The following is a 21,703-nucleotide window of genomic DNA, read 5'->3' on the forward strand; positions in this document are numbered from 1 at the left end:
TAGGGTATTGCGAGCACTTTAGTTTATCGCTATGTTAAAGACTGATTTTTTACATGGACTTTCTTATGCGCATATCTTTTTTAGCGAGTTTTTACTCTTTTGTGCTTATATCTTTGTTTGGTTGCGATAACCAAACCTCTTCGCATAACAAAGCACAGCTTGATCATATAATAAAACCTTCTTCAAACTCACAATCAAAAAGCCCAGCTGCAAAAGTTAACGAACCAGCAATTGTTTTAGGCTTACTTGCTACTCATTGCAAAAGCAACGAAACGGCTTATATAAACGCTAAAATGCAAAAAGTATTACGTAATCCAAGTAAAGATAAAGCGTACGCCTTAGAGCCAACTGAAAATGTACTTTCTGTTTGTCTTGCTAAAGATGGCTCTTCACTGAGCTATCGTTTTGGGCGAATTGACGACATAGGACTTGAAAAACAAGCCAGTACAGATGCTCCTTTTGGCAGCTATTATCGTCAAGTTGGTCGTATTGGAGAAAGTATTTTGTTTTTTAATAATGGGCCGTATCATTATTACATTATAAACTCTGGCGGTATGGGTAGTGGTGTATCGGTTAATGTATTTAAAGACGACGCACTAATAGCGGAGCTATTTTCAGGAAACGAACCCTATAACGATTTTATAGTGGCCACAGATTTATCATTACCAAAAAACCTAGTTAAAGAACTACAGCCTTTTAATCAGCAAATGCAATAAATTATGAGCCCCGAGCAACAACGTATAATTGAACAAGGCGAATGGTTTAAAAACCGCAGCCCTTATTTAAAAAGTTTTTTACTTACGCAAGGTAAAACACTGTCGCTTAATGCTCAGCAGTCTTTGTTTTTACGCGGCGATCAACACGATGGGCTGTATGCTGTTCTTTCTGGCGTCGTTAGAGTGAGTGGCGTAAGTAGTGAGGGTAAAGAAGCTGTGCTTAGCTTTATCGATTCGTCACTTTGGTTTGGTGAATTAACGTTATTTGATGGCGGCTTACGTACTCACGACGTACACGCACAAACAAATGTGACGTTATTTTTTGTACCACAGCGCTGCCTTGGGCAACTTTTAAATGAGCAACCCAAGTATTGGCAAGATTTTGGGCTATTACTAGCGCAAAAGCTGCGAGTAATGTTTAGCTCTATGGAAGATCAAGCCTTGTTAACTGCCGAGCAAAAAGTGTGTAAACGGCTTTTAATGCTAAGTGAGCATAGCGACGTTAACAAAGCACTTGTTTTGTCTCAGCAACAACTTGCCGACATGAGCTACCTAACACGTCAAACTATTAATCAAATTTTACAGCACTTAGTAAGCCTTAAAGCGATAAGTTTAGGCTATCAGCGCATTACTATTTTAGATAAGCAAAAGCTAAAAGTGCTCGCTACACAAACGTAGCTATTAGCTCTTTTTTAAAAGGTTTTTACAAAGCTCCTAGAAGCGCTTGTTTATTAGAGTTTGTTTAATTTTATAAATGTCGGGTATATGACATTGTTGCCAAGTTAACTTTTGCTAAAGTTAGCTTTGCAAATAAAAAAAGGACAACATAATGAAAACCCTTCAACAACAACTAGGTACCTATGGTTTGTACCACCGCTCTAAACGTAATGTGCTTACTCACTTTTTTGGTATACCGCTTATTGTATTTGCAGCGCTGTGTTTACTGGCACGTATTCAAATTCCACTTGCTAGTGTAGTTATAGATGGCGCACAGCTGTTTGTACTTGCCTCTGCTGTTTACTATTTTATGCTGAGCATTTCGCTTGGGTTTATTATGGGCGTGTTATTTACATTATTACTGGTTGCCGCGCAGCCTATAGCAGCTATGGCTTTTTGGCCTTGGTTAAGTATTGGTGTGGGCGTGTTTGTATTTGGTTGGGTGCTGCAGTTTATTGGCCATTACTATGAAGGAAAAAAACCGGCCTTTGTAGATGATTTAATCGGTTTAATTATTGGCCCGTTGTATGTAACTGTTGAGCTGCTATTTTTAATGGGTTTTTATAAAACATTAGAAGGAGAAGTGAACGCAATAGCAGGTCCAACAAAAGCGTAATACCAAGCGACTTAAATATTTAGTTGTTCTTGCGTGCTAAATAAAGCGTTAACCTCTTTATAAATAAGTAATAACTTAACACGCCCTCGCACCTGACAACATAAAAGGCTAAACACATGGACTATAAAAATAAAACAGTGTGGATCACAGGCGCATCATCAGGTATTGGCAAGGAGCTCGCAATACAGTTTGCAGCACTGGGTGCCAACGTTATTTTATCAGCTAGAAGCGTTGATAAACTTAACGAACTAAAGCAAAGTTTACACGGCGATGGGCACCTTATTGTGCCTCTTGATTTGTCAGCACCTGAGGCTGTTTTGGCTCAGGTTACTGATTTACTCGATACATTACCTGCTATCGATATTTTAATTAATAACGGTGGGGTATCGCAGCGCAGTTTATTTTTAGAAAACGAATTTAATGTTTACCGCCAGTTGATGGAAGTTAACTATTTTGGCCTCATTGCACTCACTAAAGCGGTAGCGCCTACTATGGTTGAAAGGCGCAGAGGCTCAATAGTCTCAATTAGTAGCGTTGCGGGTAAAGTAGGCTCTAAATTTAGAACGGGCTATTCAGGCTCAAAATATGCGGTAGTGGGTTTTATGGATTGCCTGCGTGCAGAGCTTGCTGAGCATAACATTCATTGCTTAACTATTTGCCCAGGCTCTATTAAAACAGCCATTGCACATAATTCGTTAAACGAGCAAGGAATAGCGCAAAACAAGCCAGAGCACTCAATAGAAAATGGTATGGATGTAAGTGTAGCCGCTAAAAAAATGATTCACGCAATTCATAATAAAAAAGACGAAGTTATTGTTGGCAAAGGCTTAAGTGGCTTAGCGCCTACAATTAAACGTTTTTTTCCTCGTTTATTTAATCGATTAACAGCTAAAACAAACTATAGGTAGCATCGTACGATTTAGAGATATAAAATGCTGTAAATTTGATCAGTTTAGACAAGGATTCTAAATGAAGTATGTATGGCTTGGGCTGTTTTTTATTGTATTGATTTGGTCCGGAATTAACCCGAAAGATCAGTTTACTTGGCTGCTAGAAGTTATCCCCGCAATCATAGGTTTAGTGCTTATGGCAAGCAGCTATAAGCATTTTAAACTCACCCCCATTTTATACACCTTTATTTTAGCGCATTGCATTGTGCTGATGATTGGCGGGCATTACACCTACGCCGAAGTCCCTTTTTTCGATAATCTATTTGGTAGCGAGCGTAATAACTACGACAAAGTAGGGCACTTTTTTCAAGGGTTTGTACCTGCACTACTAGCACGCGAAATTTTACTGCGCAAAAAAGTAGTAAATGGTCGAGGCTGGTTAATCACCTTTGTTATTTCGGTATGTTTAGCATTTAGCGCCTTTTACGAATTAATAGAGTGGTGGGTTGCAGTGTTAAGCGGCGAAAACGCAGAAGCGTTTTTAGGCACGCAAGGTTACGTGTGGGATACCCAATCAGATATGGGACTGGCGTTATTTGGGGCTATTTGCTCATTGTTAATGCTTTCAAAAGTACACGACAAACAGCTTAAAAACGTTAAAGATTATTTATAGGCTATAGGAACGTTAAAGACTATATAGAAACGCTTATAAAATATTAATAAAAGACTATTAACTTATGACTGTAAACACTAGTGATTACTCAATCAGCACAGACAAAAGTAAACTTAACTTTAACGTTATTTATAACTTTATTGCTAATAGCTATTGGGCCAAAGGCATTCCTAAAAGCGTGATGCAATCAGCTATTGATAACTCAATGTGCTTTGGTGTTTACAGCGCTCATAACGAACAAGTTGGCTTTGCCCGAGTAGTGACCGATAAAGCAACCTTTGCCTATTTAGCCGATGTATTTATTGCCCCGCACTTGCAAGGTAATGGGCTGAGTAAGTTACTTATTAAAACAATAGTAGAGCACCCTGAGCTGCAAGGGCTCAGGCGCTTTTTATTAGCGACTTCTGATGCGCATAGTCTGTACGCGCAATATGGGTTTAAGCCAATAGACAACCCCGCACTGCTAATGCAAATAAATCCTGCCAATGTGTATGGTGATAGTAAGTAGAGAGTACTTTCTAAAGTGGGGTTATTATTTTTATGATTCACTATATAGCTAATTAGTAAGCTGTTTTTTGATGTTATAAACTTTTTGGCGGTAGATATTAATACTCTTTTAAATACGATATTTTTTCTTCATTGATAGAGCATAAGAAAGTACAAATAGAGCCACCCACCAAGCAGCAAATACCCACAATCCAGGCTTAAGTTCACACCATTCTTTAATGTTAATAACACCATATATAAACAAACCTAGAGAGATGAGTGGTAAAATAAATAAGGAGTAAAAAAGATATTTAATAAAGTTTGATAGAAGTTTTTGATACAGTTTATGCTCATTATCAGAGCGAAACTCGATCATTAAAAAAATACATTGTGAAGATATAAGCAAAAGTATTACTTGTAATAAACACCAGCCTAAAGCCGCCAAAATTGCGATCCATTGCATTGTCATTTTCGTTTTCCTTACCTTTTTACTTTAACAGATTGCTATAAAGCTATTGGTATATTTTACCTTTGTGTTTTAACCAACCACCAACATGATATCCGTTGGGATCTTTATGAGTCCAGTGTACTACGGCCACTTTTTTATTCCACTCATACTCTCTATAAAATTGAACATTATCACTTTTCGAAATCAAATTAATTTTTGGGGCTAGGTCAATGTTATGTGCGATTAAAATAGTAATGCTGAACTTAATTTAAGAATAAACTTTTGATGACGCCAGCCTTTATTATCGACGTTTAATATAGGAATCTTTTCGTCAACGACTGAGCATTAACGGATGAATATCAAGCGTCTTAGCAACCTCCTTTATCAAGACATCGTCTCGTAAGCTTAGTTCGACTGCTTTGATTTTGAAATTAACTGGGTAAAACCGTGTCTTTCTAGCTTGAGTATATCTAGGCATTTTAGTCTCCTCATAGTGATGAGGAGGTGTCCACTAAAACGGGTGAGGAGCATTTTCCGTTTAATGTTCTTGTTATATGCAATTAAGCACCTAAACATTAGATGCATTATTATTTGAAACATCATTTTTAAGTGCCAAAACTGCGACAAAGATTAGACCTAATGGCGGCATAAATGACAGTAAAAAACCAATGAAGGTTGTTGGTTTAACATTTTGGGTTTTACGTTTACCGAGATAATAACTTAAGCCAGTAATTACGATCATTGATATGAAAATAAATTGGCCGAGAATTGTTGCATTGATATCCATACGAAACTCCTTTTTTGCATATAACGTTCCCATAAACCAGACGCAAAAAAGCGCCGCTTTTTTGCGTCTGGTTTATGGGCTTGTTATGTGTGAACATCAAAGCAGAGTTCCCCACCGATTATATTTACCAATCCAAAATCACCTGATAGATCAAAACCATTTTCTGTTTGGCAGAGTGTATCTATATTGCCATAATCCGTTGAGCCATCAGGGTCTGTGGTTGAAGGCGTTGATTCCATAGACTTTAAGCCATTTATACACTGTAAATTTACAAACTTTAGTATGGCTTTTCGATAACAAGTGCACTCATCATCCTTGGGCTTGGAATAGTGATCGGATTCAGGCCAGATACTTGCTTCTAGCACAAAACAAAGTTGATCACGTTCATGCTCCCAACTCAGAACGAACGAATCATTAAGGTCAATACCTTTGAATAGATTTATTTGAGTCCAGTCCATAATCATTTACACATAACAACTTTATCAAAGGACACTTTCCTCTTTTTATGAGCAAAGTATGTCCTCTTTATTATTTTTAATATAAATAACAAATACTGTAACACACTGCGAGTATTAAACTTTAAGTCGGGGTGTTCTTTTTATAACAGGCTGAAAAGAGGAAAGTGTCCTCATTTTCTGACTTAGGAGGAAAAACGCCATCGCTTTAGTAAATGTAGCAACTAAATTTTTAAAAATGAAAAACCAAAACACTTTTTAAAATCATTGAATATTCATTAAAAACGGTGGCGATAACGTAAGTAACGGCCTCAAGTACACTTTTTTGTATAAGCTTATTATAAAAGGTGATTTTTGGCTGGTGGAGGCTTTAAAACAAAAGGTGATGAATTATTTACTAAACGCGTCTTCCTTCATTTTAAACAGGGCAGACACGATGTTTATACCAATCGACTTAAATATTTAGCCTTTCTGACGTGCTAAATAAAGCGTTAACGGCGTTATAAATTTTTCATGTAGAACAGCTATATGTCGAAATTTATGCCTTGTTATCACTTTATTTATCCGTCGCTATAAATGTCTAATAACTTAACACGATTGGTATTATTTGGATTTTTTAGCCTCTAGAACTTCTATTTCACTCCAGGTTTTTTCGGCTTCTGCGCTTAACATGGCGTAACTTTTAATATCGCCTTTGCGCTGTGCCTGCATACCTTGTTCTAATTTTGCGTCGTACTCTTTACGTAACTTTTTTGTTGGATCTGATTTGAATATTGAAAACATGGTGACTCTCTTAAATTTACAGTAATTATAGCTTTATCGTACGCTACAAAGAGATAAATAGTTCTTTTAGTGACAAGGCGTTTACCTTATTAAATAAGGCAAACGCTGTATTCATTATACTTTGATGATTTAAGGGGTTTACGTTTGCGGCTCTAGGCGTTTAATACCTTGGCCATCTATGCCTAAATAAATAAAACCATCACTGCCTTGCGCTAAACTGCGTACTCTGCCTATACCATCGAGTATTTTATGTTGCTTAACAACCTTGCCCTTTGAGAGTTCTAGTGCGCTAATAAAAGAAAACTTCATAGATGCGAGTAATAGCTTACCCTTCAGCTTTGGGTATTTATCACTCGTTACATACAACATATCGGAGGGAGCAATAGAAGGAGTCCAGTGTAATACGGGGGATTGCATGCCGTCTTTTTCTTTAAGGTCTGTAAACTTGGTGCCGCTGTAATTAACGCCATAACTTACAACAGGCCACCCGTAGTTAGCGCCTTTTTTTATTATATTAAGCTCATCGCCGCCACGAGGGCCGTGTTCATGAGACCATAAAATATTATTTTGTTTATCAAACCACATGCCTTGTGGATTACGGTGCCCGTAGGACCAAACTGCATGCTTTGCATTTTTTTGTTTAACAAACGGATTATCTTTAGGAATACGGCCATCAGCGTGTAAGCGATATACTTTACCGCCATCACGGGTTAGATCTTGCGGGTTTATAGTGCGCGAGCCGCGATCGCCAATTGAAAAATAAACATAACCTTCATCATCAAACACAATACGGCTGCCATAGTGTTGGCCTTTGGTGCTGTTGTGTTCGCCTTTATATAGCAATTGCTGATCAGATAACTGGGTATGATCATCATTTAGCTTAGCGCGCATAAGGGCGGTGTTACTTCCACTTCCAGTGCCCTCACTGCTTGAGTAACTAAAGTACAGCCAGTGATTTTGCTTATTGTCGGTGTGCAGTGATAAATCAAGCAATCCACCTTGGCCATTTGCATCTATTTTAGGTAGCCCAGACACTTTAGTTAATGTAGTGGTATTTTTAGGCAATAAAAATAATGTACCACTGCGTTCAGATATTAATAAGTCACCATTTGCTAAAGGTTCAATAGCCCAAGGTATAACCACACCTTCTGCTGCTGTTACTACGTTAACGTTAAGCGCTAAACCATCGAGCTGTTTGTGGTTTTTTATATAGTCATTATTAGCATTTACAGGTGTAGACATACCAAGCATTGCAACAGTTAAGCCCGCAATTATTAGTTTAGGGAGTGTGTTATGTGGTACTGAGTTGATCATAATGGCTTCCAAAATTAATCCAATCTTACATAACCTTAGCATGGCATAAATAATTTTGTTAAGCGTTGAGTTGAACGAAAAATACACATTTATTTTTTAATAAAATGTCATTAACCACAAATCTGTTTTATCAATTAACGCTAAGTAAAGTTGAATATTTACTCTAATACGGTTGAAATTAATATTTTTGAGCGTACACTTGTGCGCTGAAGTTTGAGCGTACACGTGTACGGTCAAAGTAATTTAGTTTAAGTAGAGATTTATCCATGATGATGACTCAGGTATTAAACCAATTTTCTAAATGGTTTTTACACCATCAAAGTTTTGCAGGTTACATAGAGCCAATTATGCAAACTTTTAAACCAGCATGGCGCGCTAATTTATTCAGGGCGCAGGTTGCTGAAATAAATGAATTAAATGGCAGTTTTTTAAGTGTATTACTTAAACCAAGTAAACATTGGCAGGCACATACTGCTGGGCAACATATTAGTTTAACCGTAGAAATTAATGGCCGTTTACTCACGCGGGTATTTACGCTTGCCTCAAGCCCCGAGCAATTTAAAACAACGGGGTTGGTGCGTTTATTAATTAAAACTAATGAGCAAGGGCGTTTTACACGCCTTTTAAGCGGTGCTTTACGAGTGGGTGAGTGGTGCAATATTTCGGCGCCAACTGGTGAGTTTGTTTATAAAAACACGCAAAAAGCTGCGACTTTTATTGCAGGTGGCTCAGGTATTACTCCAATGTTTGCCATGCTTAGTGAGCATTTAAATACTACGTCTCAAAAAGTGTCGTTAATATATTTTGCTAAAGCCACAGAGTATCAATGTGTCGATGAGCTAAATAAACTTGCTGGGGATTTTTCGCACTTTTCTTTTTTACTGTTAACACGTGAACAGTCGGGTGATATTACTCGCAACATTAATGTTTGGGAAAACCCAGATATATACTGTTGTGGGCCAGCGGGCTTTATGCAAACGGTGAGTGATTTTGCTATAAAGCACGATTTAAATTACTACCAAGAGGCATTTGGTTTAGCACTGCCAAGCTTAAATGACGACAGCCAATTTAATGTGCAGGTTAATAGCAGCGGCTATGTAGTAAGCGCCAATAATGCCTTATTGCCTCAGTTTGAAGCAAAACAATTACCGGTTAAACGCGGTTGCGGTATTGGTATTTGCCATCAATGCCAATGTATTAAAAAATCAGGCGTGGTGCGCAATTTAAAAACAGGTGAACTGAGTGATAACGGCGAGCAATTAATTCAACTTTGTGTAAGCCAACCTGTTAGCGATTTGGAGTTACAATTATGAAAAATATAAACTTTGATCAGCTTGCAAGCGATTTAGATACCATAAAAATGGATACGCTTGGCAAAGTAGGGCAACAAGATGCTGATTACATTCGCGCTGTTGTACGCAAACAGCGAGTGTGTGAATGGAGCGGGCGAATTTTGCTTATGCTTGGTTTTATTCAGCCATTACTGTGGGTTGCTGGTGTACTGTTATTAGCGCTAGCTAAAATTTTAGACAATATGGAAATTGGCCATAACGTTATGCACGGCCAATACGATTGGATGAACGACAAACAGCTTAACTCACAACATTTTGAGTGGGACATAGCGTGTGATGGGCAAAGCTGGCACCGCGTACATAACTTTGAGCATCATACGTATACTAATATTATTGGTAAAGACAGAGACTTTGGTTATGGGTTATTACGCTTAAGTGATGACTTTAAATGGCGCTTTAAAAATGTATGGCAGTTTTTTACGTATATTAATTTAAGTGTGCTCTTTCAGTGGGGGGTGTCGTATCACGAGCTGGCAGCTGAACGCGTGTTTATTGGTAAAAAGAAGGAAAACCGTGAAGGGGGTGTATCGCACGCTACTTTAAAACAACGTTTTTTTAGTAAGGGCGCCCGCCAGTTAATTAAAGATTATGCGATCTTCCCATTACTTGCAGGGCCTTTATTTTTATGGGTGTTAGCGGGTAATTTAGTGGCAAACTTAATTCGTAATTTATGGACATCAACCATAATATTTTGTGGGCACTTTACCGAAGAGACCGAAACCTTTAAAGAAGAAGACTGCGTAAACGAAACCCAAGGGCAGTGGTATTATCGCCAAGTATTGGGCTCGTCTAATATTAAAGGGCCGCATTGGTTTCATGTTTTAACTGGGCATTTGAGCTGTCAAATTGAGCATCATTTATTTCCTGATATGCCATCGTCGCGCTATCAAGAAGTGGCACCACAAGTACAAGCTGTTATGCAAAAGCACGGTATTGATTATCATACAGGTGGCTTTTTTAAACAGTACAGCTCGGTATTAAAACGTATTATTAGATACTCGTTCAAATAAATAATACGCTCTTAAAAAGCCGATTAATAAGCATATATTAATCGGCTTTTTTGTATGCGCTTCGCAATGTGTTTAATTTATAAACAGCACTTGCAAAAAATTCTTTTGGTTAATTAAAAAAGCCTTACTTTAGCTATGGTTAAATGATGTGTGAATGTCATACAATGGAGAAAAATAGACCACACAAGAGAGATTAAAATGGCCGCATTTGGTACCGTGTTTATGCCGCAGATGATTCAAGCTCGTTTTTCTGATAATGAATGGAACGAAAGCTCAATTGTCCCTTCCGATAAACTTGAACTTCATGCTGGTGCGCACGTTCTTCATTATTCAAGCACATGCTTTGAGGGCTTAAAGGCCTTTCGTCGTGAAGATGGTTCTGTTTATATTTTTAGAATGGATGCAAATATTGCCCGTATGCAGCAAAGCTCTGCTTTGTTGAGTTTACCTAGTTTTGATGGCGATATGTTAAAAAACATGATTTTAGAAATAGTGCGCGAATACGCAGACGAAACGCCATTACCACCAGGCTCTATGTATATTCGCCCAACCCACATAGGCACTGAGGCTGCAATTGGTAAAGCGGCAGCACCGTCTATGAGCTCACTTTTATATACATTATTATCGCCTGTGGGCGATTACTTTGCAGGCGGTGCTACCGCACTACGTGTATTACTTGAAGAAGACGGCATGCGCTGTGCGCCGCATATGGGTATGGTTAAAAGCGGTGGTAACTACGCCAGTGCACTTGCACCTATTAGTGCTGCACGTGAAAAGTATCAAGCAGATCAAATCTTATTTTGCCCAGGTGGCGACGTACAAGAAACCGGCGCAGCTAACTTTATTTTAATTGATGGCAACGAAATTATTACTAAAGCGCTTGATAGCACGTTTTTACATGGTGTAACGCGTAATAGTATTTTAACCATAGCCAAAGATTTAGGTATGACAGTAAGCGAGCGTAACTTTAGTGTTACTGAGCTACTAGAGCGCGCAGCTAAACCAGGTACAGAGGCTGCACTTTCGGGCACTGCTGCGGTACTTACTGCTGTGGGTACGTTTATTCATAACGATAAAGAATACAAAGTAGGTACTGGCGAGCCAGGCCCAACTACAGCACGCTTACGCCAAGCATTGAACGATATTCAATGGGGCAGAAGCGAAGATAAGCACGGTTGGTTAACTAAAATCTAATTGATTTTATAAGCTTACATTAAAAAGCCACCGATTAGGTGGCTTTTGTATTTTTAAGTATTTTAAATAGTTTGGTACAGTTAAAACTTCATTTCAATTTTGCCGTATACGTAGCGTCCGTTAAATCCATACGGTGAGAAGCTAGAGTAAGCAAATAAGCGCGAGAAGGTTGTTAGCTCTTCAACGTTTTCTCGTGTTGCATCTGGGTATACATCAAAAATGTTATTTGCACCTACGCTCAACGATACGTTATTGGTAAGCGCGTAACCGATGTCTAAGTCGGTGATCCATTTTGGTTTTAACACTTCATTTAGTTCAGCCGTAGATGATGGATCTTGAGTTTCGCCGTAACGAGTTGTTCTAAGCGTGGTACGAATATCATCGTTAGTCCACGTAGCACTTAAATTGTATTTGTTACGGGGTGTACTTACCTCAAAACGACGCAGCTCAGTGCCTGAGAATAAGTTGTCTTGATCGAACCCTGCTCCTTGTAGCTCGGCTGGTGGATCGATAATATTTGTTACTTCGTTTTTGCCGTAGTTGTAGCCTAAGTTAAAGGCAATATCGCCATAGCCATCGGTTGCTACATTGTACGAAGCAACTACATCAACACCACGTGTTTTACTATCAATCGCATTTAAGAAAAAACGACCCTGTGTTGCGCCAGTGCCTGCTAATAGTTCTTCAATTGCATCGCCCGACAAATTGTTAGATAAAACGATACGGTCATCAATTAATATTTGATAGTAATCAACCGATAAGCTGAAGTTGAAGTCGGTAGACCACGTAAAGCCGACACCGTAGTTAGTGGCTTCTTCTGCATCAAGACCTGGTGAGCCAAGGGCTTGTGCTACATCGCTACTTGGTGCAAAGGTGCCTGTTTCGGTTGGCTCGCCATCAACAAATACTGTTGCAACAGATGTAAAGTATTGTTGTTGTAAAGAGGGCGCTCTAAAACCTGTTGATGCCGATGCACGAATGGCTAAATCTTCAGTGAGCGAATAACGCGTTGCAATTTTACCATTGAGCGTATCGCCAAAATCAGAGTAATCCTCGTAACGCGCTGCAACAGCTATGTTCCAATCATCTGTAAGGTAGGTTTCCAAATCGATGTAAAAGCTAACATTGTGGCGGCTGTTGTCACCTTCAGACTCTGGGGTAAAGCCTGGAAATACTTGCGAGCCTGCAGCACCAAACGGGCCATCTTCACCAGTAACTTCACCACCTGGGCCAAATGTCCCTTGTGCGTATGACGCTTCTTCGCCTGCTTCAATTTTGTAACCTTCTGTACGATACTCTGCGCCAAAAGCAACACTTACCGAGCTGTCTAAAAAGCTTACATCTACTTCGCGATTAAAATCTACGTTTAAAGTAAGCTGATCGTAAGTCAGGGTGCCGGCATCAAAGCTTGTTTGGCTAGTAGGGCCGTATGATGTATTTAAGCTATTTATAACACCAAACTCAAATGCATCTTGACCATAGACTGCCGATACATCGTAATTCCATTCGCTTAAAAATCCTTTAACGCCAAGCGCTAATGAAAAGTCGTTTATGTCTGAGGTGATCACCGGTAAAAAGCCGTCAGGGTAAATTTCTTCTATATTACGGCTGTCGCTTGCACGGCGATAAAACCCGCCGCCTTCACCTTCACGTTTAGAGTAAGAACCAAATGAATAGAGCTCAGCATCGTTAGTGAGTTGTAGAGCTGAGTTATAAAAAACAGAGAAATCTTCTACATCACCATTACCAAAGTTATGGTTGTAACGGTTTACTGTGAGTTCACGAGGGTCGAGTGAGCCATCGTCTAAGCGATCGTAGTTTTCGCGTTGATCGTAGTCTGAACGGTTTGTAGAGTGGCGGTCGCGGTATTCAGTCGAAATGTTTAAAAAGCCATTTTCGCCCAGTTCAAAACCCATATTACCTTGAAGCGTTAAAGTTTGTCCGTCTGTTAATGAGCGATCGCCGCCTTCGGTAAATGCTAAATTACCATCGCTACCCTCAGATACAGATTCAAGCTGAGGTACGCCATCCATTTCGGTTACATTTGCGCCATAAATTGCAGCTACAGATCCGCCGCTACTTGCACTTTTAAGTACAATATTAATAACACCCGCTATTGCATCAGAGCCATATTGCGCAGCTGCACCATCGCGCAATACTTCAATGCGCTCAATAGCGTTTGCTGGTATTGCATTTAAATCTACAGACGAAGAGCCACGACCTGTTGAGCCATTTAAGTTAAGTAATGCATTACTGTGACGGCGCTTACCATTAACAAGTACTAGAGTGTGATCGGGTGCTAAACCACGAAGCTGTGCAGGGCGTACATGGTCACTACCATCAGTAAGAGATGCCTGCGGAAAGTTAAAGCTTGGTAATAAGTTACTTAATAATGCGTTTGTTTCGGTAAGGCCTGAGCTTTTAAGTGCATCGGCGCCAATAATATCAATAGGCACAGCGCTGTCTTCTACTGTGCGGCCTAATCGGCGAGAGCCAATAACGCTTATTTGTTCTATGTCTTTTTGTGCTTGTGGCTCTTGTTCTGCAGCATTAATTGAAAAACTACCCAGTAAGGCTGCTGATACGCTTAACGCCAGCAGTTTTTGTGGGGCAGTTTGTTGTAATTTAAATAATGGTCTTTTATTCATGTTGTTTTTCCCTCAAACCCATTGAATTATTTTGGTGTTGTATAAGTAAACCCTTTGGGCTTACTTAGGCTTTTATATAAGCCTGTTTTTAACAAATTGCTTTGTTACTTAGAACATATACGGCATTAACAAACTGAGTCAATTGAATAACATTCAATTAAACTGAATGTTTTTATAATTACATTTTACTAATTTTTATATTCAAAGTGATTTTAGTTATATAGAAATAGAGATGTGTAAGTTACTGATGGGCAATAAGTTATTTTTAAAAAGGCGGGTTAACGTTTAATTAACTGGTAAGATGAGGTGGTAATTTAAAGTGATTGTTTGTAAAGGTCTATTTTTATTGGCTTGGCAATTAATTAAGATCTAATTATAAATAAATTTAAAACATAAAAATAAAAAACGGCTTTTAAATGTTAATTAAATTAACATTTAAAAGCCGTTTAAAAAATAAGTACGTTGTAATAAATGCCTATACTTTAAATATAGAAGAAACTGCCTTTTTATAAAAAATTGATATAAAAATAAGTTAAAATTTTATTTTGCCAGTTAGCATATCTTTAAACATTACCCAATCTCCCCACAAACTATAAAAAGGATGTTTAAAAGTTGCGGGGCGGTTTTTTTCAAAAAAGAAGTGCCCAATCCAAGCAAACCCGTAGCCAATAACAGGCAATAACCATAATAGGCTGTATTGCTGTTTTAATAGCGCGATTATAATAACTGCAAGTACAAGTACGCTACCCACAAAGTGTAAACGGCGGCAGGTAACATTTCGATGTTCTTTTAAATAATAAGGGTAAAATGCCTTAAAGCTCTTAAACGAGTGTTCGTTTTCCATAATGTAGTCTTTTATAGTTATTAATTATAAATACCATTAAAGCTTAAGTTTACATTTGTTTACAGCAATAAATGTTGCATAGCGCATCTGAATAGACAGAAGAGCTAAAAGTTAATAGCTTAAGGCTATTATTTATAACAAAGAAGAACGGAACTCCTAATGTTTAAACATACTCTAGCATGTGCTCTACTTGTAGCACTTAGTGGCTGTTCAGAGCCAACCAATACGGTAACGCAAGAAGAAGTAAAACCACCTATGAAACAAGTTAACGCAGTTATATACCCAGAAACAAAAAAAGGTGACGTAGTAGATACCTATTTTGAAGAAACTTTTGCAGACCCTTATCGCTGGCTAGAAGATGATATGAGCGAAGAGACCGCTGATTGGGTTAAAACGCAAAACAATTTAACGTTTTCTTATTTAGAGCAAATACCTTATCGCGATAAGTTAAAGCAGCGCCTTAAAAAACTAATGAACTACGAAAAAATAGGTTCTCCTTTCACTGAAGGCGATTACACCTATTTTTACAAAAACGATGGACTACAAAACCAATATGTTTTGTATCGCAGTAAAAATGGCGGTGAAGTTGAAGTATTTTTAGATCCAAACAAATTTAGTGACGATGGCACGACGTCTATGTCGGGTTTATCGTTTTCAAAAGATGGCTCATTATTAGCGTATCAAATATCTGAAGGCGGTAGTGATTGGCGTAAAATTATTGTTATTGATACTCATACTAAAGAGCAAGTTGAGGAAGCACTTGTTGATGTTAAATTTAGCGGTATTGATTGGCTAGGTAACGAGGGCTTTTATTATTCAAGCTACGATAAACCTAAAGGCAGTGAGCTTTCGGCTAAAACTGATCAGCATAAAGCGTATTATCATAAATTAGGGACAAAGCAATCTACCGACAATGTAGTGTTTGGTGAAACTGATGCGCAAAAACACCGCTATGTTGGCGCTGATGTAACTCATGATGGTCATTACTTAATTATTTCGGCAAGTACGTCTACTTCAGGTAATAAGCTATTTATAAAAGACTTAACAAAAGAAAACAGTGAATTTATAACGGTTGTTGATAATACTGATTCAGATATATCAGTTATTGATAACGAAGGTAGTAAGCTGTTTTTAGTTACTAACTTAAATGCGCCAAACAAAAAAGTAGTGACAGTAGATGCTGCCAATCCAACACCTGATAACTGGGTCGATTTAATTCCAGAGACAAAAAACGTATTAAATCTTACAAAAGGTGGCGATACCTTTTTTGCCAACTATATGGTTGATGCAATTTCGAAGGTAAAACAGTACAACCAAAAAGGTGAGTTGATTCGTGAAATTGCCTTACCGGGTGTAGGCACCGCACGTGGGTTTGGTGGTAAAAAAGATCAAACAACGCTTTATTACTCATTTACTAACTACACAACACCGGGCACAACCTATACATTTGATGTATCAACTGGTGAATCGGGTGTTTATCTTAAGTCGGCTATTGATTTTAATAGCGACGATTACACGTCTGAGCAAGTGTTTTACACATCAAAAGACGGCACAAAAATTCCGATGGTCATTACCTATAAAACAGGCATTAAACTTGATGGTTCAAACCCAACTATTTTATATGGTTACGGTGGTTTTAATATTAGTTTAACACCAAGCTTTAGCCCGATTAATGCTGTGTGGCTTGAGCAAGGTGGCGTGTATGCCGTTGCTAATATTCGTGGTGGCGGTGAATACGGTAAAGATTGGCACAATGCAGGTACAAAACTTCAAAAGCAGAATGTGTTTGATGACTTTATTGCCGCAGCTGAATATTTAAAAGATAAAAAATACACCTCTAAAAAGCGTTTAGCACTTCGTGGTGGCTCTAACGGAGGCTTATTAGTTGGCGCTGTAATGACGCAGCGTCCTGACTTATTTCAAGTGGCTCTACCTGCTGTAGGCGTACTTGATATGCTGCGCTATCATACATTTACCGCGGGAGCTGGCTGGGCATACGACTATGGCACCAGTGAGCAAAGTAAAGAAATGTTTGAATACATAAAAGGGTACTCACCACTTCATAATGTAAAAGCAGGTGTTGAATATCCAGCCACTATGATCACCACGGGCGATCATGATGACCGCGTTGTCCCTTCACATTCGTTTAAGTTTGCAGCTGAGCTTCAAGCAAAGCAAACAGGTAGTAATCCAACGCTTATTCGCATAGAAACAAATGCAGGGCATGGCGCAGGTACGCCAACAAGTAAAACGATTGAGCAATACGCTGATATATTTGGCTTTACCCTATATAACATGGGTATTGAGTCTTTATAAAAGCGCTAACTAGCTAAGCAAAAAGGCCGAGTAAATTTAATTTACTCGGCCTTTTTAATATTGATTACGGCTTATTATACCAATTCGCTTAATTAAGTATTATTGCACATTGGCACTACTGTACGGGTGAGAATAAACGCTGATAGGTTTTATAAGCGTATTCGTCGCTCATGCCGCTTAGGTAGTCGCAAATTATTCGCATCCCTTGGTTTTGTTTTTCAGCGTCTATGTAAAGTGCTTGAGTTGTTTCGGGTAATAAACGCAGCGGGTCGCTTGCAAACGCTGTAAATAACTCTATTAGTAAATTTTGACCTTTAAACTCTATTTGCTGCATCTCGGGGTCGCGTATTAAGCGTTGAAATACAAAATGCTTGAGTATTTGTAGTGCGTGCTCGTATTGCGCGTCTAACTTTGCGGTGTACTTTAAAATAGGGCATTCAAAGACATCGTTTTGAATATCTAAATGTATATGAATAATAAAGGTATTAACCAGCTCGCCTATCGCATCTTTTCGCTCATAATCATTTTTTGAAAATAAACGCTGCGTGAGAGATTCAAGCATGGAGTTTAACCACTCATAGTTAAGCGCTTTTAAATGAGGCAGAGCATGGGTTTGCCAATCATCTAATGTGAGCACTTGCGTGGCGATTGCATCTTCTAGGTCGTGCACTGCGTAGGCTATATCGTCGGCATGTTCCATTATGGCGCTGTCGAGTGATTTATACGTTGTTTTGGCGCGGTATTTATCTATAGGTGCATTGTTACTTAAAAGCTGCTTATCGCTTTGACTAAGGGGCTCTATGATCCAGTTAAATATAGCGCAATCATCGTTATACAATCCTTTGGCGGGTCGCCAATCATCAGCTTTAATAAATGAGCGTGTGTTATTTACCTCTGGAATGGTGTGCCATAACTCGTTTATAAATGCAGGGTATTTGATAAAGCCCAGTAAAGTACGGCGTGTTAAGTTCATGCCATGACCGTTCGAATAGGGCTCAAGCTTTGCAACAATACGTAAGGTTTGCGCGTTGCCTTCAAAACCACCGTGATCTCGCATCATGTAATTAAGGGCTATTTCGCCGCCGTGGCCAAAGGGCGGGTGGCCAATATCGTGTGCTAGGCATAAGGTTTCAAGTAGCCCAGTCGAAGGAAAGTGCTCAAAATCACTGTGTTGAGTTCTTAAATGGCGCAGTATGCCGGTGCCAATTTGCGATACCTCTAAAGAGTGCGTTAAACGTGTACGATAAAAATCGTTAAGGCCAATCCCCATAATTTGAGTTTTAGCTTGTAAGCGCCTAAATGCTGCTGCATGAATAATACGAGAACGATCTACCTGCCAGGGTGAGCGATTATCGTTTGGGCGGTGTTTATATTGCTCTATTATTCGGCTTTGCCATTGTTTATCCATACTGCTTTACTCACAAAACGTTATTAAACACGGTATTAGCTCAGTATACCTTTGCGGTTATAAATTGCGAATGAACAAAGTGCGTTATTCGCCTTTATAAAGTGGCTTAGGTATAATGCGCGTTCGTATGTATGTGTATTACCCATGCATAAGCAGGGCGTGTTGATCTTTGTGGATTAAATTTGTTCAATCTAGGGGCGATTTTATCGCGGCGAGAGATTTGTAACCTAGTGGGCTCGATAACTGCTCCTGCGTTATTCTACTGGCTTACATCCATGTAAGAATAAGTAAAAATTGAGCAACAATGAGTTAATCGCCCTTAGGAAGAACCCTTTGGGCAGCGCATGTTTGGCATTTATGCTGCGTTATCGCCTATTTATGGGGAATAACCACACTACATAGGCTCTGCTTTGCCTAAATGCCAAACACACTGCTGCAAACTTAATCACTAAAGGTCAATACGCCCTAATATTAATAGAGAGAATAGATGTTAAAAACGATTTTTAAGCTTTTACTAACTGTATTTTTTGTTTGGGCACTTGCTTACCCGTTTATACAAAGCGATGACATTGATTTAGACGAGCAAACGTCTGAACAACCAAAAAAAGTTAAGAAAATAGAAAAACCACTTCATAACGTTAAGCTACCAAAATTTTCTGAATTTGCTGATGTAAAAGAAAAAAAGCATGCCTTTTTTAGCTTTATTCGACCACATGTAGATGCTGAAAATAAAAAAATATTACAGCAACGTGCAAAATTAGAAATTGCTCGTATGATGCTTGAAAATAACGAACCTCTTTTGAAAAAACAAAACAAAGATGCGGCTCAAATATTGAAGTCGTACGGCTTACCTGAAACGGTTAATACGCTTAATATTACTCAAGCGCTGCGCCGTGTGGATATTATTCCTAAAGAGCTGGCGCTAATGCAAGCTGCGAATGAATCGGCGTGGGGTACTTCACGGTTTGCACGCATAGGCCTTAACTTTTTTGGTCAGTGGTGTTACTCAAAAGGCTGTGGCATGGTACCAAAGCGCAGAAACACAGGGGCTGCACACGAAGTTGCTGCGTTTAAGTCGGTACGTGCTGCTGTTAGCTCATACTTTAAAAATATAAATACTCATAATGCTTACAAAGAGCTGCGCGCTATACGAGCAAACTTACGTTTAGAGCAAAAGCCAATTTTAGCCACAGAGCTAACGCATGGTTTAATGTCGTATTCAGAGCGTGGCGAAGCTTATATAGAAGAGCTAAACACAATGATTAACCAAAATAGAGCTTACTTTGATGAATAAAGGTATTTTAAAAAGAACTAAAGCGATATCACTATTATTGCTAAGTGCTGTAGCACTAAACGTTAGCGCTAAAGAATTTGTTATGTCGTATGACGGGTTTTATGATCGATTAGAGGTTGTCAATAAAGGCGATTTTCAATATGCACGAGTCAACTTTTACATTAGCGATATTGCGACCAACGAAGCGTGTGCAATAAAAAGCGGCACAATTTTAACCGAAAACAACGAATACCCGCTTAACTTTACCGATAAAGCTCAATTACTTTTGCCGTTTGATAAACAGCTTGATACCGACAAAGCTGTTATTGTCGTTGAGCCGCAAAACCCAAACCATGATTGCCAACTTAAATTGCAAATAGAGGCAAATGAGCTTGAAGGGCTGACACTTTCTAAGCAGTCTTTATATACCATTAATACCGAATTAGATGAACTGCTAACTGACTTGTCCGGCTTTTTTGTAAGTAAGCTAATGTGGTTTTTACTGCCAGAGCAAAAAGGTGTTGCGGCTACATTTAATGCACCAACACAATTAGCTGACAAAAATATTAAGTGTGAAAAATCAGTTTGTTACTTTGCAGTTGAAGATGACTGGGAAGACGACGCAACCATACTAGGTAATATTAATAATGTAGTTAAAGTAACGCCTTGGATTGCAAAGTAAGTATTTAACACTCGATACAAAAAAACGGCGCGTTGCGCCGTTTTTGTTTTTACTTTAATAACGCCTGAGTAGAATCACGGTTAATAAGCGTTGGCTCAAATACCCTATTTATTTCTAAGTTTTTATATTGGTAAATATCTTTAAGCACCATTTTAGCGGCCATCTGACCCATGTTTTCTACAGGGTTGTCTATAGTTGTCAAAGTAGGGTACAAGTAGTTTGCAAATATAACGTTATCAAACCCGATCACCGATAAATCATTGGGTAAATTATAACCATGCTCACGAGCATATTTCATTGCCCCAGAGGCCATTTCGTCGTTGGCACAGACTAACGCTGTAAAAGGTATGTTTTTATTAATCAGTTGCTTTAACGCTTGTGTGCCACCGACTTCATTAAAGTCGCCTTCGTAAAAAAGCTCATTATTAAATTCGATATTATGCTCGGTAAGTGCTTTTTTATGGCCTTTTAATCGGTTTCGAGCATCGGCTTTAAATTGCGGACCTGCTATGTAGGCTATTTTTTTGTGGCCTTGCTCAAGTATAGATTTACTCGCTAAATAACCACCGAGTTCGTTATCAAGGCTAATACAATTATCTTTAAGTGGTTTTACATAGCGATTTATTAAGTAAACAGGGGTTTTACCTTGGCTAAGTTCTATAAGGTATTCATCGCTTACGGCTTCAACGTGCAGTATAAGTGCATCGCATTTACGGCTAATTAAAAACTCGATACCGTCTTTTTCTTTATCGTCTTCACTGTGGCCTGTGGTGATAATTACATGTTTTCCGGCGGCTCTAAGCTCAGACTCTATTCCTGCCATCATTTGTGCAAAGAAAGGACCGTGCAGTTCTGAAACTAAAATACCTACGCTATTAGTACGGTTAGAGGCAAGAGACTGTGCAATAGAGTTTGGTTTGTAGCCTAACTGCGCCATGGCATCGAGTACTTTTTTGGTTGTTTTTTCGCTGACGCGGGTGTTTTTGTTCATTACCCGCGAGACAGTGGCTAACGACACACCGGCAAGATCTGATACTTCATAAATAGTGGCCATATTAATTGTTTACTCGCTTATCCTTAACTGCTTCGGG

Annotated in this window: 22 protein-coding genes and 1 pseudogene; 12 read left to right on the forward strand and 11 right to left on the reverse strand. The window is 38.8% G+C overall.

Translation table 11 applies throughout. From position 1 onward, the window contains the following. Positions 1-65 precede the first annotated feature (65 nt). The 6 genes from ALFOR1_RS06725 (at position 66) to ALFOR1_RS06750 (ending at position 4,120) form a co-directional block, all read left to right on the forward strand. Entirely contained in the window at positions 66-716 is a 651-nt protein-coding gene (locus tag ALFOR1_RS06725) for a hypothetical protein (RefSeq protein WP_104642451.1), read from the forward strand. A gap of 3 nt (positions 717-719) precedes the next feature. Continuing rightward, positions 720-1,394 (forward strand): Crp/Fnr family transcriptional regulator, encoded by a 675-nt coding sequence (locus ALFOR1_RS06730; RefSeq protein WP_058548955.1) that lies wholly within the window; start codon positions 720-722, stop codon positions 1,392-1,394. Positions 1,395-1,545: 151 nt separating this feature from the next. Continuing rightward, positions 1,546-2,049 carry an Mpo1 family 2-hydroxy fatty acid dioxygenase gene (locus ALFOR1_RS06735; protein ID WP_104642452.1) on the forward strand — a complete coding sequence of 168 codons (504 nt, stop codon included), beginning with the start codon at positions 1,546-1,548 and terminating at the stop codon, positions 2,047-2,049. Between the two features lie 116 nt (positions 2,050-2,165). Then, positions 2,166-2,957: an SDR family oxidoreductase gene (locus tag ALFOR1_RS06740; RefSeq protein WP_104642453.1), complete on the forward strand. Its 792-nt coding sequence runs from the start codon at positions 2,166-2,168 to the stop codon at positions 2,955-2,957. A 61-nt stretch (positions 2,958-3,018) separates the two neighbouring features. Then, positions 3,019-3,612, forward strand: a complete 594-nt coding sequence (locus ALFOR1_RS06745) for a DUF2238 domain-containing protein (protein ID WP_104642454.1) — start codon at positions 3,019-3,021, stop codon at positions 3,610-3,612. Positions 3,613-3,676: 64 nt separating this feature from the next. Further along, a complete protein-coding gene (locus ALFOR1_RS06750; RefSeq protein WP_104642455.1) occupies positions 3,677-4,120 on the forward strand; it encodes a GNAT family N-acetyltransferase in 444 nt (147 codons plus the stop codon). A 108-nt stretch (positions 4,121-4,228) separates the two neighbouring features. On the opposite strand, the gene ALFOR1_RS06755 is transcribed toward ALFOR1_RS06750, so the two are convergent. The 7 genes and pseudogenes from ALFOR1_RS06755 to ALFOR1_RS06785 form a co-directional block, all read right to left on the reverse strand. Then, positions 4,229-4,567 (reverse strand): hypothetical protein, encoded by a 339-nt coding sequence (locus ALFOR1_RS06755; RefSeq protein ID WP_024597909.1) that lies wholly within the window; start codon positions 4,565-4,567, stop codon positions 4,229-4,231. Between the two features lie 43 nt (positions 4,568-4,610). After that, a complete protein-coding gene (locus ALFOR1_RS20670) occupies positions 4,611-4,754 on the reverse strand; it encodes a DUF3465 domain-containing protein (protein WP_232007048.1) in 144 nt (47 codons plus the stop codon). A gap of 126 nt (positions 4,755-4,880) precedes the next feature. Next, positions 4,881-5,024 (reverse strand): annotated as a pseudogene (locus tag ALFOR1_RS06765) (transposase); the annotation flags it as partial. 90 nt (positions 5,025-5,114) lie between these two features. Continuing rightward, positions 5,115-5,333 (reverse strand): hypothetical protein, encoded by a 219-nt coding sequence (locus ALFOR1_RS06770; RefSeq protein ID WP_104642456.1) that lies wholly within the window; start codon positions 5,331-5,333, stop codon positions 5,115-5,117. 83 nt (positions 5,334-5,416) lie between these two features. Then, positions 5,417-5,791, reverse strand: a complete 375-nt coding sequence (locus tag ALFOR1_RS06775) for a hypothetical protein (protein ID WP_131692401.1) — start codon at positions 5,789-5,791, stop codon at positions 5,417-5,419. Between the two features lie 600 nt (positions 5,792-6,391). Beyond that, a complete protein-coding gene (locus tag ALFOR1_RS06780) occupies positions 6,392-6,571 on the reverse strand; it encodes a DUF6435 family protein (protein WP_104642458.1) in 180 nt (59 codons plus the stop codon). 138 nt (positions 6,572-6,709) lie between these two features. After that, positions 6,710-7,885 carry a PQQ-dependent sugar dehydrogenase gene (locus ALFOR1_RS06785; RefSeq protein ID WP_104642459.1) on the reverse strand — a complete coding sequence of 392 codons (1,176 nt, stop codon included), beginning with the start codon at positions 7,883-7,885 and terminating at the stop codon, positions 6,710-6,712. Between the two features lie 269 nt (positions 7,886-8,154). Here ALFOR1_RS06785 and ALFOR1_RS06790 point away from each other — a divergent pair, with 269 nt between their 5' ends. From ALFOR1_RS06790 to ALFOR1_RS06800, 3 genes are all read left to right on the forward strand, one after another. Continuing rightward, on the forward strand, positions 8,155-9,198 hold the full coding sequence (locus ALFOR1_RS06790; RefSeq protein WP_104643632.1) for a flavin reductase family protein: 1,044 nt from the start codon (positions 8,155-8,157) through the stop codon (positions 9,196-9,198). Further along, positions 9,195-10,247 (forward strand): fatty acid desaturase family protein, encoded by a 1,053-nt coding sequence (locus ALFOR1_RS06795; RefSeq protein WP_104642460.1) that lies wholly within the window; start codon positions 9,195-9,197, stop codon positions 10,245-10,247. The genes ALFOR1_RS06790 and ALFOR1_RS06795 overlap by 4 nt, the downstream gene beginning before the upstream one ends. Positions 10,248-10,439: 192 nt before the next feature. Further along, the gene (locus ALFOR1_RS06800; RefSeq protein ID WP_255318864.1) at positions 10,440-11,441 is read left to right on the forward strand and encodes a branched-chain amino acid aminotransferase; all 1,002 of its coding nucleotides are present in this window, start codon (positions 10,440-10,442) and stop codon (positions 11,439-11,441) included. Between the two features lie 80 nt (positions 11,442-11,521). Here ALFOR1_RS06800 and ALFOR1_RS06805 read toward each other — a convergent pair whose 3' ends face one another. Together ALFOR1_RS06805 and ALFOR1_RS06810 are read right to left on the reverse strand one after the other, a co-directional pair. Beyond that, positions 11,522-14,089, reverse strand: coding sequence for a TonB-dependent receptor plug domain-containing protein (locus ALFOR1_RS06805; protein WP_104642462.1), 2,568 nt, complete (start codon positions 14,087-14,089; stop codon positions 11,522-11,524). 532 nt (positions 14,090-14,621) lie between these two features. Continuing rightward, positions 14,622-14,933, reverse strand: coding sequence for a DUF962 domain-containing protein (locus ALFOR1_RS06810; RefSeq protein ID WP_104642463.1), 312 nt, complete (start codon positions 14,931-14,933; stop codon positions 14,622-14,624). A 159-nt stretch (positions 14,934-15,092) separates the two neighbouring features. Here ALFOR1_RS06810 and ALFOR1_RS06815 point away from each other — a divergent pair, with 159 nt between their 5' ends. Continuing rightward, positions 15,093-17,249, forward strand: a complete 2,157-nt coding sequence (locus ALFOR1_RS06815) for a prolyl oligopeptidase family serine peptidase (protein ID WP_104642464.1) — start codon at positions 15,093-15,095, stop codon at positions 17,247-17,249. A gap of 115 nt (positions 17,250-17,364) precedes the next feature. Here ALFOR1_RS06815 and ALFOR1_RS06820 read toward each other — a convergent pair whose 3' ends face one another. Beyond that, positions 17,365-18,657 (reverse strand): anti-phage deoxyguanosine triphosphatase, encoded by a 1,293-nt coding sequence (locus tag ALFOR1_RS06820; RefSeq protein WP_104642465.1) that lies wholly within the window; start codon positions 18,655-18,657, stop codon positions 17,365-17,367. Positions 18,658-19,144: 487 nt separating this feature from the next. Here ALFOR1_RS06820 and ALFOR1_RS06825 point away from each other — a divergent pair, with 487 nt between their 5' ends. Both ALFOR1_RS06825 and ALFOR1_RS06830 read left to right on the forward strand, forming a co-directional pair. Continuing rightward, complete coding sequence (locus ALFOR1_RS06825; protein WP_104642466.1) at positions 19,145-19,951, forward strand: glucosaminidase domain-containing protein; 807 nt, start codon at positions 19,145-19,147, stop codon at positions 19,949-19,951. After that, complete coding sequence (locus ALFOR1_RS06830) at positions 19,944-20,612, forward strand: DUF2987 domain-containing protein (protein WP_104642467.1); 669 nt, start codon at positions 19,944-19,946, stop codon at positions 20,610-20,612. The genes ALFOR1_RS06825 and ALFOR1_RS06830 overlap by 8 nt, the downstream gene beginning before the upstream one ends. A 49-nt stretch (positions 20,613-20,661) precedes the next feature. Here ALFOR1_RS06830 and ALFOR1_RS06835 read toward each other — a convergent pair whose 3' ends face one another. Then, positions 20,662-21,666, reverse strand: coding sequence for a LacI family DNA-binding transcriptional regulator (locus tag ALFOR1_RS06835; protein ID WP_058548971.1), 1,005 nt, complete (start codon positions 21,664-21,666; stop codon positions 20,662-20,664). Between the last annotated feature and the right edge of the window lie 37 nt (positions 21,667-21,703).

Origin of the sequence: Pseudoalteromonas carrageenovora IAM 12662 (genome assembly GCF_900239935.1) — a bacterium.
Lineage (GTDB): Bacteria > Pseudomonadota > Gammaproteobacteria > Enterobacterales > Alteromonadaceae > Pseudoalteromonas > Pseudoalteromonas carrageenovora.

Coding starts and splice junctions, on each gene's coding strand:
- ALFOR1_RS06725 (WP_104642451.1), top strand. CDS start 66: ATGCGCATATCTTTTTTAGCGAGTTTTTACTCTTTTGTGCTTATATCT.
- ALFOR1_RS06730 (WP_058548955.1), top strand. CDS start 720: ATGAGCCCCGAGCAACAACGTATAATTGAACAAGGCGAATGGTTTAAA.
- ALFOR1_RS06735 (WP_104642452.1), top strand. CDS start 1,546: ATGAAAACCCTTCAACAACAACTAGGTACCTATGGTTTGTACCACCGC.
- ALFOR1_RS06740 (WP_104642453.1), top strand. CDS start 2,166: ATGGACTATAAAAATAAAACAGTGTGGATCACAGGCGCATCATCAGGT.
- ALFOR1_RS06745 (WP_104642454.1), top strand. CDS start 3,019: ATGAAGTATGTATGGCTTGGGCTGTTTTTTATTGTATTGATTTGGTCC.
- ALFOR1_RS06750 (WP_104642455.1), top strand. CDS start 3,677: ATGACTGTAAACACTAGTGATTACTCAATCAGCACAGACAAAAGTAAA.
- ALFOR1_RS06755 (WP_024597909.1), bottom strand. CDS start 4,567: ATGACAATGCAATGGATCGCAATTTTGGCGGCTTTAGGCTGGTGTTTA.
- ALFOR1_RS06770 (WP_104642456.1), bottom strand. CDS start 5,333: ATGGATATCAATGCAACAATTCTCGGCCAATTTATTTTCATATCAATG.
- ALFOR1_RS06775 (WP_131692401.1), bottom strand. CDS start 5,791: ATGGACTGGACTCAAATAAATCTATTCAAAGGTATTGACCTTAATGAT.
- ALFOR1_RS06780 (WP_104642458.1), bottom strand. CDS start 6,571: ATGTTTTCAATATTCAAATCAGATCCAACAAAAAAGTTACGTAAAGAG.
- ALFOR1_RS06785 (WP_104642459.1), bottom strand. CDS start 7,885: ATGATCAACTCAGTACCACATAACACACTCCCTAAACTAATAATTGCG.
- ALFOR1_RS06790 (WP_104643632.1), top strand. CDS start 8,155: ATGATGACTCAGGTATTAAACCAATTTTCTAAATGGTTTTTACACCAT.
- ALFOR1_RS06795 (WP_104642460.1), top strand. CDS start 9,195: ATGAAAAATATAAACTTTGATCAGCTTGCAAGCGATTTAGATACCATA.
- ALFOR1_RS06805 (WP_104642462.1), bottom strand. CDS start 14,089: ATGAATAAAAGACCATTATTTAAATTACAACAAACTGCCCCACAAAAA.
- ALFOR1_RS06810 (WP_104642463.1), bottom strand. CDS start 14,933: ATGGAAAACGAACACTCGTTTAAGAGCTTTAAGGCATTTTACCCTTAT.
- ALFOR1_RS06815 (WP_104642464.1), top strand. CDS start 15,093: ATGTTTAAACATACTCTAGCATGTGCTCTACTTGTAGCACTTAGTGGC.
- ALFOR1_RS06820 (WP_104642465.1), bottom strand. CDS start 18,657: ATGGATAAACAATGGCAAAGCCGAATAATAGAGCAATATAAACACCGC.
- ALFOR1_RS06825 (WP_104642466.1), top strand. CDS start 19,145: ATGTTAAAAACGATTTTTAAGCTTTTACTAACTGTATTTTTTGTTTGG.
- ALFOR1_RS06830 (WP_104642467.1), top strand. CDS start 19,944: ATGAATAAAGGTATTTTAAAAAGAACTAAAGCGATATCACTATTATTG.
- ALFOR1_RS06835 (WP_058548971.1), bottom strand. CDS start 21,666: ATGGCCACTATTTATGAAGTATCAGATCTTGCCGGTGTGTCGTTAGCC.